This is a genomic window from Blautia sp. RTP21359st1_E11_RTP21359_211015, from assembly GCF_040910705.1.
GTDB lineage: Bacteria > Bacillota > Clostridia > Lachnospirales > Lachnospiraceae > Blautia_A > Blautia_A fusiformis.
The window spans coordinates 46,907-59,023 of sequence record NZ_JBDGAB010000005.1 but is presented as its reverse complement, the minus strand read 5'-3'; the positions used below and the strand labels follow the sequence as shown (position 1 = coordinate 59,023).

The following is a 12,117-nucleotide window of genomic DNA, read 5'->3' as shown; positions in this document are numbered from 1 at the left end:
TTTTTGTCTGCCTGTGCAAGACTTACTTTGATCAATCCTGTTCTTAATCCAACTGCTCCCATGTATCCGGTACCGGCCAGATATGGATACAGTTCGGTGTCTCGATCTTTCTTGGTTTTTCATTCATCATGATGATATTCTTTTCATAATCCACAGTGAAAACGGTAATACTGTTGCTGGCATGATTGGCAACAGCAATATGCTTGTTATCCGGGAAGATCATAAGATCCTTCGGGTAATCACCACTGATCGGAAGTGTAAATTTCTTGGTCAGAAGGCCTGTTTCCTGGTCTACTGCATACATAGTCACAGTATTTTCCCCTGCTGTTGTACAGAAAAGATATTTACCGTCCGCAGAAAGAGACATACCGGAAGCTGCGTTATGGAGCGCATCATTGGAATCCTCTTTTCCAAGAGTGGTAATGCTCTGAAGCAGCTGAAATTCCGGATTCTTACCGCTTCCGTCATAGCTGTATACCTTCACCTCATTGCTGAGCTCAAAAAGAAGATATGCAAATCTTCCGTCATCACTGAAACGGATGATACGAGGGCCGCTCTCTCTCGGGCAGCGAAGAATGTCAACCAGCTCCAGTTTGTCTTTCTTCTTATTGATACGATAGATCTTAACCTGATCGATACCATTATCTACCGCACAGAGATACTTATTATCCGGTGTCGGACGTACACAATTAACATGCGGACGGAAGTTACGCTCTGCCACGCTTCCAAGTCCCTTGTGGAAAACGCCGTCCATAACACTTCCCAGACGGCCGTCTTTATGTGTATGTACAACCGTTACCTTACCATCATGGTACCCTGCCACATAAAGATATCTTCCGTCCACATCTGTTGCAAGATAGCAGCCTCGCATTCCGTTGATATCCACACTGTTGAGGCGGGTAAGATCACCGTTCTTGTCTCTTTCAAATACAGCTACACCCTCATCCTCAATGGAATACAGATATTTACCGTTTTTTGATACTGCCAGATGAGAAGCATTGCTAACTTCCACTTCGCTTCGTTCTGTGAGTGTTCCTTTTTCTACATCTACATCGTATACCTGAATTCCCTTACTGGTTCCATGGGTATATGTTCCCACGTAAGCCACGTACTTCTTTTTTCCCATAAGTTCTGGCCTCCTGCTTTTTACATTGGTTACGTATTTTTGTGTTTATTTTATCACAAAGCTTCTGCAAGAACAAGTTACCATCCTGTTATCTTTTGTGCAATTTTTTATGCAAAGCTGCCGTTCACTATGGCGTTCACACATAATCCACGCAAATGGATCGGCTCCTGCGCATCCATTACGCCTCTTTACAGATCTCCCAAAGCGCCTCTCATTGCTTCCAGAGTTTCATCAATTACTTCATCTGTATGCGCTGTGGAAAGGAACATCGCCTCAAACTGGGAAGGTGCAAGATGAATGCCTCGTTTCAGCATTCCCTTGAAATATTTTGCAAAAAGCTCCAGGTTGGATGTTTTTGCAGAAACATAGTCTTTTACCTCCTGGTCTGTAAAGAAAATACTTGCCAGAGAAGAATCATAGTTTACCTGATATGGAAGACCTTTTTCCTCCACGATCTTCTTCAAGCCGCCGTAAAGCTTCTCACCTTTGGCAGCCAGATCTTTGTAGATTTCCTGATGCTCATAGAGATATTTCAGCTGTGTGAAACCTGCAGCCATGGCAACCGGGTTTCCGCTTAAGGTACCTGCCTGGTATACAGGACCACACGGTGAGATCAGATCCATGATCTCCTTACGTCCGCCATAAGCGCCTACCGGCATTCCTGCGCCGATTATTTTCCCGTAGGTGACAAGATCCGGACGGATACCAAAATACTCTGCTGCTCCGCCAAAGGCAAGTCGGAAGCCTGTGATCACTTCATCAAAAATCAGCAGACAATTGTGCTCATCGCAAAGCTCACGAAGCCGCTTTAAGAAGCCTGGTTTCGGAGGAACCACACCCATGTTTGCTCCTACTGCCTCCACGATCACGGCTGCCACATTTCCCTCTTCCTGTTTGAGAAGTGCTTCCACACTGGCGGCATCATTGTAGGTAGCCGTCATGGTATCCTGTGTACAGCCCTTCGGAACACCGGCGCTGTCCGGAATACCACTTGCCATGACACCGGAGCCGGCACTTACCAGAAGGCAGTCGCTGTGTCCGTGATAGCAACCTGCAAATTTGATGATCTTGTCTTTTCCGGTAAAACCTCTTGCTGCACGGATGGCACTCATAACAGCTTCTGTTCCTGAGTTTACCATACGGATCATATCTACATGTGGAATATGTTCACAGATAAATTCTGCGATCTCTACTTCGATTCCTGTAGCACAGCCAAAGCTCAAGCCATTTTCGCAGGCCTTGATCACACTCTCGCGGATCTCCGGGAAATTATGTCCCAGGATCATCGGGCCCCAGGAATCAATGTAATCCACATAACGGTTTCCATCTACATCATAGATGTAACATTTATCTGCTTTTTCAATAAAACGAGGTGCCTCACCGATGGCTCCGTAAGATCTTACCGGGCTGTTTACACCTCCCGGGATTCTTTTTACCGCACGCTCAAATAACTGTTCTGATTTTGTCATCAGCCGATTCTCCCTTCATCCATAAGCCTTGCCAGAAGTTCTGCGTAATAGGTAAGATAGATCTGTGCGCCGGAACGGAATGCTCCGGTAGCCATCTCACCTACGATTCTTTCCTCGTCGATCCAGCCGTTTGCAGCTGCTGCTTTTACCATTGCATATTCACCGCTGACACTGTATGCGGCAACCGGAACGTTTGTGATCTCCTTTACCTGCCAGATCATGTCCTGGTATGCAAGAGCCGGTTTTACCATGATGATATCTGCGCCCTCTTCCACATCTGCAAGTGCCTCTTTCAGTCCTTCTCTGCTGTTGTGTGGGTCCATCTGGTAACTCTTTCTGTCACCAAAAGACGGAGCAGAATCTGCTGCCTCACGGAACGGACCATAAAATGCGGAAGCATATTTTACTGCATAGGACATAATCGGTGTTGTATAATGTCCTGCCTTGTCCAGACACTGACGGATCGCTGCAACACGGCCATCCATCATATCAGATGGAGCAACCATATCCGCACCTGCCTCCACATGGGAAAGTGCTGTTTTTGCAAGAAGCTCCAGTGTCTTGTCATTATCCACATCATGACCGCAGAGAACGCCGCAATGGCCATGGGAAGTGTACTCACACATGCATACATCTGTTACATAATAAAGCTCCGGAAATTTCTCTTTTGCAATGCGAAGAGCTCTCTGAACGATCCCCTCCGGATCATAGGCACCGCTGCCCACTTCATCCTTATGGTCAGGAATACCAAAAAACATCACACTGCCTACACCGGCTTTGGAAAGCTGTTCCAGTTTATACGGAAGACGGTCCAGGCTGTAACGGTACTGCCCGGTCATGGACGGAATTTCTTCTTCCTTATTTTCTCCTTCCATTACGAACATAGGATACATAAGAGAAGATTTATCCATTCTTGTCTCACGTACCATCTTACGAAGGTTTTCGCTACCTCTTAATCTTCTTGGTCTTTTTGTCAGTTCCATGATCATTCGCTCCTTTTCATATCCTCCACCAGCTTGACAAGACTGTCAATGGTGGCTTTTTCTGACATATATGCTTTCATTCCAAAGCTCTCAGCAGCCGCCTTCGTCTGTCTGCCGATGCAGGCCGCCTTAACCTTTGAATAATCCAGTCCTTTTGTTCCCTCTACAAATCCCTTCACAGTGGAGGCACTTGTAAACACCGCACAGCTGATCTGTCCTGTTTCAAATTCCTTCTTCTCATCGATGAGCTGGCTCTTTTCGTAAAGAGTCTGATAAGTCGGAACATCCTCGACCACAGCGCCTGCCTGTGCAAGAAATGCGGTGAGCTTTTCATTGCCCTTTTCTGCCCGCGGGATAAGTATCTTTTCTCCACCGGAAAGAAGCTCTGAAAGTTCCTTTCCAAGAGTATCCCCGTCATATACCGACGGCACAAAATCTGCCAGCAGACCTCTTTCCTTCAGGGCCTTTTTTGTTCCTTCCCCGATCACGGCCAGACGGGCATTTCCCATGGCACGGATATCTTTTCCATGGCGGATCAGTTCTTCAAAAAATACCCTTACACCTGTAGGGCTGGTAAATACAAGCCACTGATATTCCTCCAGGTGATCCAGCGCTTTATAGAGACGGCTCTGGTCTTCCATGGGGACAGTACGGATCGCCGGAAGCTCCAGAACCTCCGCGCCTTTTTCACGAAGCATGTCCGCAGTTCTGGAAACAAGCTCCTTCGGTCTTGTGACAAGGACCTTCCATCCTGAAAGCGGCAGTTCTTCATACCAGCCAAACTTCTCTGCCAGTGTACATACCTTACCCACCACAATGATCGCCGGTGTCTCGATCCCCTGGCGTTTCACCTCTTCTTCCAGGGTAGAAACTGTTGCTACGATCCGTTTCTGACCTGCTGTAGTTCCCTTCTGCAGGATCGCCGCAGGCATGTCCTTTTCCATTCCTGCACCTATCAGACCCTCGCAGATATCCGGAAGTGCGGACACGCCCATCAGAAATACAAGCGTTCCCCTTGTATCAACAAGTGCCCGGAAGTCTATATCATATTCTTCTCCGGCTTTCTTGTGTCCTGTAATGATGTGGACTGAAGAACAGAAATCCCTGTGTGTTACCGGAACCCCGTTATATGCCGGTACTGCAATGGAGGAAGTAACACCCGGAACAACCTCATAAGGGATCCCATTCTCCCGAAGAAGCTCCAGCTCCTCTCCTCCTCTTCCAAAGAGGAATGGATCTCCGCCTTTCAGGCGCACCACACGAAGACCCCGCTGTGCCTCCTCAAGAAGTACCTGATTGATATTTTCCTGACGCATGATATGGTGACTGGCACGTTTGCCTACATTGATCAGCCTAGCATTTTCCGGGATTCTTGACAGAACTCCCTGACCTACCAGACTGTCATAGACGACCACATCTGCCTGTTCCAGCACTTTGAGGCCTTTTAATGTAAAAAGGCCAATATCGCCAGGACCCGCTCCTACCAGCCATACTTTTCCTGTTTTCATCTGTTTTCTCCTTTTTTCCGAAGAGTTTCTGCCAGTTCCCTGCCTAAGCTTTCCGCATCTGCCTTATTGCCACGCAGTGTTCCTGTTACATAGGAACCGTCTTTTTCATTATAATAAAGCCCTCTGAGATAGATCTCATCCCCGAGAATTTCCGCATGGGCAGCCACCGGAGAAGAGCACCCTCCATCCAGGAGCTTTACAAAAGCACGCTCCGCACTTCCCGCGGTCCAGGCATCCTTATCACAGTAGCCCTCCAGGAAATCATAAGCTTCCCCTTTTCTTCCCTGTACAGCAAGGATTCCCTGACCAGCAGCCGGAATGATCTCATCTGCTGTAAAATACCGGTTGATCCTGGATTCCAGTCCAAGTCTCTTAAGGCCGGCAGCAGCCAGGATCAATGCACTGTACTGTCCTTCATCCAGCTTCCGGAGTCTTGTCTGAAGATTTCCGCGGATACTTCTGACATCCATATCCGGATACAGTTTTTTAAGCTGTAAGGTTCTCCTTAAGCTGGAGCATCCAAGGGGCTTGCTTTTATCAAGTTCAGAAGCTCCCTCAGGAAGAACCAGTACGTCTCTCGGATCTTCTCTTTTGGAAAAAGCCAGAAGCGGCAGCTCCTCCGGAACCTCCATAGGCATATCTTTCAGGCTGTGTACAGAAAGAATACTTCTTCCATCTATCAGTGCTTTATCCAGCTCCTTTACAAAAAGCCCTTTTCCGCCAACCTTATCCAGTGTACGGTCCAGAATGATATCCCCGGTAGTTTTCATAGTGAGGATTTCCACTTCCAGATCCGGATTTTTTTCTTTTATGTAGTCACGGACCATTTCGCTCTGCAGCACTGCAAGCTTACTCTCTCTGCTGCCGATCACGATCTTATCTCTCTTCATCTTCATCCTGCTCTCCCAATACTTTTTCCAGCGCATTCTGGATCTCTTCCCTTACACGCTTTGCTTTTTTGTGATCCAGTCCGCTGGCTGTAACTCCAACTACCATTTCATCCCGCATATATACGCCTGGGAAATAAAAATCACAGGCTTCCCGGTCGGAGGCTACATTAACATAAATGCCCTCCTCCTTACAGACACGGTGAATCTCATCATTCAGCTTCCAGTCATTGGTGGCTGCGATCACCATATATGCATTGGCAAAATCAGAACGTTTCACGGGACGGATATACAGAGTCACGGTTCCTGCTTTCCCGAGATCCATAAGCTCCTGGGTCACTTTTGTAGCCACTACCGTGATATTTCTTGTAAATTTCAGAAGAGTCTTTATTCTTCTGGTAGCAATATTACCACCACCTGCCACAACGATATTTTTATCGGACAGGTCTATAAACATGGGGAAATAAGGTTTATTCTTCATAAAGTTTCTCCAGTCCTTCCACACATTCCAGAAAAGCATCCTGGTTCAGACTGTCCCGAAGCCCGAAGATCAGCTTGTTCACAACCTTTCCGGCTGCAGTATCCACTGCTTTTTTCAGGTTTTCTCTGTCTGAATCCTCCATAGGAGTTTTCCGGAAGATTTTTTCGATCCTCAAATTCAGATCTTCCACAGCATCCGCTTTGATCTCCTGGATGCGCGGGATGATATCACGACCTTCCAGCCACTGGAAAAATTCGTTCATCTGGGCCTTCACAATGGCTCCTGCTGCTTCTAGGTTATCTGCAAGTTCCTTCGGTGTCTCGCCGGTTCGGAAGCTGTCCATATCATAAAGTGTGATGTTATCTTTTTTTCGGATCTCCGGATCAATATCTCTTGGAACTGCCAGATCGATAAGGATCATAGGTCGTTCCACACGTACATCCTCAAACAATTCTTCCGTCAGTGTATAATTGGGGCTTGCTGTTGCGCTGACCACCAGGTCACACTCCGGCAGATAATCCATTCTCTCACCATAATTGATCCTGCTGCATCCAACAGGAATGCTCACAACACCACTTCTGTACTGACGGATCGTAACCGTCACATCCGCTCCTGCTTCACGCAGTGTCTGGGCAGCCATCTTCCCCATCTCACCGTTTCCGATCACCATACAGACTTTATTGCGAACATGATAACCGCCCTCTTCCAGAAAACGGATGGCCTGATGGATCACAGAAGGATTTCCATGGGAAAACGGCACTTCCGTTTTGATCTTCTTGCCTGCAGTTACCGCCATACGGAAAAGCACCTCCAGAACACTGTCTGTGGTAAACTCATCCCTTGACATACTCAACGCATCTTTTACCTGGGTCAGGATCTGATCTTCCCCCAGGATCTGGGATTTCAGTCCGCTGGTAAGATAAAACAGGTGTTCCACCGCCTCTTCGTTTTCTCTGCTGGTAAAATACTTCTGGTATTGTTCTCCCTGCACACCTTTCAACGAGCAGAGCCACTGATACAGGTCCGGCTTCTCCTCATCTGCAGTACTTACCCACAGTTCCAGCCGGTTACAGGTCGACAGAATAATACACCCGCAGATCCCAGCTTCTTCTTTCAGCCTGCGCAACGCCTCTCCGGTATTTTTACGGGTAAAAGCAAACTGCGCTCTGACATCTACAGGTGCCATATTATGATCGATTCCAATCATGAATATACTCATGTCCTACGTTTCTCCTTTGTTTCCACAATCTTTTATAATGATAAACATTTCCGTAAGGAAAGTCAACTACGATTGACAATGTCAGCCCTCCCTTTTATAATATCTTATGGTAGAAATTGCGGATCATCTTTATATTCCAGCGGAGAAATATAAAGAGTTTATCATAATCACCATAATTATCAGGATGGAGGAAATCCCCGTATGAACTCAGCTTCAAAAAAAGCGATCCTAGTAGTAAGTTTCGGCACAAGCTATGAAAACACCCGTAAGCTTACCATCGAGGCCATCGAGCACGATATTGCCGATGCATTCCCGGCCTGTCCCACCTACCGTGCATGGACAAGCAAAATGATCATTGCCAAACTGAAAAAGCGGGACGGTCTTACGATCCACACGGTAAAGGAGGCTCTGGAACAGATGCTTCTGGATGGTATCACCGATGTGATCGTACAGCCGACTCATGTGATCAACGGTATCGAAAATGATCAGATGAAAGCCGATGCGCTTTCTTTTCGTGACCGTTTTTCCAGTATTGTTTTCGGAAATCCTCTTCTCACAACAGAAGAAGATAACCAGGCGATCGTCCGGGTAGTTGCAGATGAATTCCGGGACATGGATCCGGACACTGCACTTGTACTGATGGGACATGGAACAGAACACTACGCAAACACGGTTTACGCTGCTTTGGATTACCGTTTTAAAGATACCGGACATAAAAATATTTTTCTTGGAACTGTAGAAGCCTATCCGGCCCTGGACTCCCTTCTCCGGGCTGCCGACAGCTTTCATCCGAAAAAGATCGTGCTGGCGCCTTTCATGATCGTAGCCGGCGACCATGCACAGAACGATCTGGCCGGTGCAGATCCGGACTCCTGGATGAACCGTCTTTCTTCCGAAGGATATGAAGTCACCCCTGTACTGAAGGGACTTGGCGAATATCCCCAGGTCCGGCAGATCCTTGTGGAACATGTACAGCAGGCCATGAACGCTTCGATCTGACAGAGATCAGATGATCCATATATATCCCTCATAAAAAAACTGCACCGTGATCCATCCCTGGATCTTCCGGTGCAGTTTTTTATTTTTTATGAAATTACTTGAAATTCTGAAATTCCTGTTATTTATGCCATCAGTTCATCCAGTTTTGTCTTTACAGCAAGGATAAACTCTTTGCTGTTCAATACCTGTACCTCTTTCAGGGAAGTGATCAGTGCAAGATCCTTGGTCATCTTTCCGCTTTCAATGGTATCCAGTGTTGCTTTTTCCAGTTTTCCTGCAAAATCAGCAAGTGCTTCATTTCCGTCCAGCTCGCCTCTCTTGCGGAGAGCTCCTGTCCATGCAAAGATCGTTGCAACAGAGTTTGTGGATGTTTCTTTTCCCTCAAGATGACGATAATAGTGTCTCTGAACTGTTCCGTGGGCAGCCTCATACTCAAAATATCCCTTCGGGGATACCAGTACAGAGGTCATCATGGCAAGAGAGCCAAATGCGGAAGATACCATGTCGCTCATAACATCTCCGTCATAGTTCTTGCATGCCCAGATAAAACCGCCTTCTGCCTTCATAACACGGGCTACGATATCATCGATCAGACTGTAAAAATAGGTCAGGCCGGCTTCCTCAAATTTATCCTTAAACTCTGCATCAAAGATCTGCTGGAAAATCTCTTTAAATCTTCCATCGTATGTTTTGGAAATGGTATCCTTGCTTCCGAACCATACATCCTGCTTTGTGTCCAGTGCATAATTAAAGCAGCTTCTCGCAAAGCTCTTTACGGAATCATCAAGATTATGCATGCCACGGAGAACACCTGCTCCATCAAAATGCTGGATCAGCTCCTTACGCTCTTCTCCGTCTTCGCCCTCAAATACAAGATATGCATCTCCCGGCTTGTCAATATAAAATTCTGTATTCTTATAGATATCTCCATATGCATGACGTGCAAGTGTGATCGGTTTCACCCAATTCTTTACACATGGCTCGATTCCCTTTACAACGATCGGCGCACGGAATACAGTTCCATCAAGAATAGCACGGATCGTTCCGTTTGGACTCTTGTACATTTTTTTCAGGTCATACTCTTCCATTCTGGCTGCGTTTGGCGTGATCGTGGCACATTTTACGGCTACTCCGTATTTCTTGGTTGCTTCTGCTGCATCAATGGTAACCTGATCATCTGTCTCATTTCTGTGCTCAAGACCAAGATCATAATATTCTGTATTCAGTTCCAGATACGGTGTGAGAAGTTCATCCTTGATGATCTGCCACAGGATACGTGTCATCTCGTCTCCGTCCATCTCAACTAAAGGTGTCTGCATTTTGATTTTTTCCATATTATTTTCTCCTTTTGAGGTTTATTCTCCTGTTCGGATTCCAGGTGCTCTTTCCTTTAGAATCTTTCTTCAGCACTTTTACTGTACATTGTACTCATATTTTCCGGTTCCGTCAACGCTTTTGTGCTTTACCACACTATGTTTATAAGAATTGTATAATAATTCAGCCTGCCAACAGTTTTTCACAGTTAAATTTTCCCCATCCCTGCTGATTTCTGGGAAGTCCCATATCTTCTGCATTTTCTCTTAACAACATCTTTACCTCTACATTAGAAAGCCGGGGATCTTTTTCCAGAAGGCAGGCGATCCCTCCTGACACCAGAGGCGTCGACATGGAGGTTCCGCTTTTGAGCCCATATGAGTACGGCAGTCCCGGTGCACAGGCAATGACCTGGCTTCCCGGCGCTACCAGATCCGGTTTGCACACACAGTCAAAAGTAGGGCCTCTTCCGGAAACTGCCTTTCTGCCATTCAGCATATCACTGGAGCCTACGGTAATGATTTTCCGGCTGCTTCCCGGTGCTGTTACCGTGCCGGCCCCCGGTCCCTGATTTCCTGCTGCAGCTACCACCACAAATCCCAGATCCCAAAGTTTTTCCACTCCTTCAAGAAGATCTGTCTGTTCCTTATGATCCCGGGATGTTGTTCCCACTGAAATATTAACGATACGGATATGATAAATGCTTCCAAACTCCATGATCCACCGAAATGCCCGCATCACATCCTCCCTGCTTCCGTTCCCGAAACGATCCAGAACCTTCAGAGCAGCGATACTGCAGCCAGGTGCAGCCCCTTTATATTTTCCACCTGATGCAGTTCCGTCCCCTGCAAGGATCCCGCTGACATGAGTCCCATGTCCGTTATCATCATATGGGCTGCGTCTGACTCCTGTAAAATCACGAAACACGGAAATACGGCTGCCAAAATCTATATGAGGAAAAATACCGGTATCCAGAACCGCCACGCCTATCCCTTTTCCTGTATACATCCTTTTATACCTTTCCAAAGCTCTCCCGTCGGACAGCTGACCTTTCTTTAGCTTATTCTGCGGACATCTTTCCCGCTACTCGTTTTATATAAAAAGACCCCGGGATCTTACATCTGAATCCCCGGGATCTTTGCTGTATATTTTATTTAGTTTCCTCTTCCTGTACGGAAATTAACTGTTTTCTGGATCTGATTGTCCATTCCGTAGCTGTAGCTTCCATAAACACCGGTATGCCAGCCCTTAGCCTGTCCTTCCGGGTCATAATGAAGTCCGTTTATGATCACCCAGCTATGTCTTGTAAAGCCATCTCCGGCTCCATCTCTGGTTCCCGGAACACGACCACATACCACATATGGATCATATCCGATCTCTCTTGCCAGTGCGGCAAATGCACAGGCATAGCCATAACAATTTCCCTTTCCTGTAGCAAGCGTTCTCCACGCAGTCATTCTCCACCAGTCATTCTGATTTAAATCCGGATAATAGGCAGATGAATAATAGGTATTATTTATCACATAACTCCAGCACGCCTGCAGCTTCTGGCTTTTGGACATTCCACTTCTTGTAATATTTTGGACCACACCTATACAATGCAGCTTCAGGCTGCGCATATCATTTTTTACAGCCTGTCCCTTCCCGTTGAACCGGATTCCCTCCAGCGTACGGTTTTTGTAAAAACGTCCCCAGGAATCCGCATAGTAAAGATTTTTGTCCGGAAGACACAGCCAACCCTTTGAAGGATTTCCATACTTATTTACGTAATAGGAATATTTTCCTACATTTACGATACGTGACGTCTTTCCGTTCAAAAGGCGTCCTGCAGTATCAAACACATAGATCCTGGAACCGATCTTGTTATGGTAAGTTAACGCATAATATTTAGGCCCGAAATAATACCGTTTTCCCTTTACGGTCTTCCATTGGTTTCTGATCTTTCGGCCCTTGGTGTAGTAGTAATATTTTCCTTTTTCTCTGTAGAGACCGGTTTTCTTCTTTACAGTTGCCGTAGTAGTTGCTGCCTGCGTCTCACAGGTTACGGAAACCGTGCAGATCTGCACCGCAAAAAGCATGACCATCGCCATAAAAAACAATTTTAATCTTTTCATACATATCTTTCCTTATC

General features: G+C 46.5%; 11 protein-coding genes. 1 reads left to right on the top strand and 10 read right to left on the bottom strand.

What is annotated here, in order from left to right; translation table 11 throughout:
* Positions 1-43: 43 nt before the first annotated feature.
* The 7 genes from AB5026_RS02940 to hemA all read right to left on the bottom strand — a co-directional run bounded on the left by AB5026_RS02940 (position 44) and on the right by hemA (position 7,673).
* A complete protein-coding gene (locus AB5026_RS02940) occupies positions 44-1,126 on the bottom strand; it encodes a lactonase family protein (RefSeq protein WP_022426906.1) in 1,083 nt (360 codons plus the stop codon).
* Positions 1,127-1,314: 188 nt separating this feature from the next.
* Positions 1,315-2,595 (bottom strand): glutamate-1-semialdehyde 2,1-aminomutase, encoded by a 1,281-nt coding sequence (hemL, locus tag AB5026_RS02935; RefSeq protein ID WP_022426907.1) that lies wholly within the window; start codon positions 2,593-2,595, stop codon positions 1,315-1,317.
* Positions 2,595-3,578: a porphobilinogen synthase gene (gene hemB / locus AB5026_RS02930; RefSeq protein ID WP_022426908.1), complete on the bottom strand. Its 984-nt coding sequence runs from the start codon at positions 3,576-3,578 to the stop codon at positions 2,595-2,597. The genes hemL and hemB overlap by 1 nt, the downstream gene beginning before the upstream one ends.
* Positions 3,579-3,580: 2 nt before the next feature.
* Entirely contained in the window at positions 3,581-5,086 is a 1,506-nt protein-coding gene (gene cobA, locus AB5026_RS02925; protein WP_022426909.1) for a uroporphyrinogen-III C-methyltransferase, read from the bottom strand.
* Positions 5,083-5,976: a hydroxymethylbilane synthase gene (hemC, locus tag AB5026_RS02920; RefSeq protein WP_022426910.1), complete on the bottom strand. Its 894-nt coding sequence runs from the start codon at positions 5,974-5,976 to the stop codon at positions 5,083-5,085. Before hemC ends, cobA begins: the two co-directional genes overlap by 4 nt.
* The gene (locus tag AB5026_RS02915) at positions 5,963-6,454 is read right to left on the bottom strand and encodes a bifunctional precorrin-2 dehydrogenase/sirohydrochlorin ferrochelatase (protein WP_015525267.1); all 492 of its coding nucleotides are present in this window, start codon (positions 6,452-6,454) and stop codon (positions 5,963-5,965) included. Before AB5026_RS02915 ends, hemC begins: the two co-directional genes overlap by 14 nt.
* The gene (gene hemA / locus AB5026_RS02910) at positions 6,444-7,673 is read right to left on the bottom strand and encodes a glutamyl-tRNA reductase (RefSeq protein ID WP_021653027.1); all 1,230 of its coding nucleotides are present in this window, start codon (positions 7,671-7,673) and stop codon (positions 6,444-6,446) included. The genes AB5026_RS02915 and hemA overlap by 11 nt, the downstream gene beginning before the upstream one ends.
* Before the next feature lie 201 nt (positions 7,674-7,874).
* On the opposite strand from hemA, the gene AB5026_RS02905 reads away from it, so the two are divergent.
* Positions 7,875-8,672, top strand: a complete 798-nt coding sequence (locus AB5026_RS02905; RefSeq protein WP_110103277.1) for a sirohydrochlorin cobaltochelatase — start codon at positions 7,875-7,877, stop codon at positions 8,670-8,672.
* 122 nt (positions 8,673-8,794) lie between these two features.
* On the opposite strand, the gene AB5026_RS02900 is transcribed toward AB5026_RS02905, so the two are convergent.
* The 3 genes from AB5026_RS02900 to AB5026_RS02890 all read right to left on the bottom strand — a co-directional run bounded on the left by AB5026_RS02900 (position 8,795) and on the right by AB5026_RS02890 (position 12,100).
* Positions 8,795-10,006: an NADP-dependent isocitrate dehydrogenase gene (locus AB5026_RS02900; protein ID WP_015525271.1), complete on the bottom strand. Its 1,212-nt coding sequence runs from the start codon at positions 10,004-10,006 to the stop codon at positions 8,795-8,797.
* A 163-nt stretch (positions 10,007-10,169) separates the two neighbouring features.
* On the bottom strand, positions 10,170-10,994 hold the full coding sequence (locus AB5026_RS02895) for a S8 family peptidase (RefSeq protein WP_015525272.1): 825 nt from the start codon (positions 10,992-10,994) through the stop codon (positions 10,170-10,172).
* Positions 10,995-11,140: 146 nt separating this feature from the next.
* The gene (locus AB5026_RS02890; protein ID WP_022426911.1) at positions 11,141-12,100 is read right to left on the bottom strand and encodes a transglutaminase-like domain-containing protein; all 960 of its coding nucleotides are present in this window, start codon (positions 12,098-12,100) and stop codon (positions 11,141-11,143) included.
* Positions 12,101-12,117 lie beyond the last annotated feature (17 nt).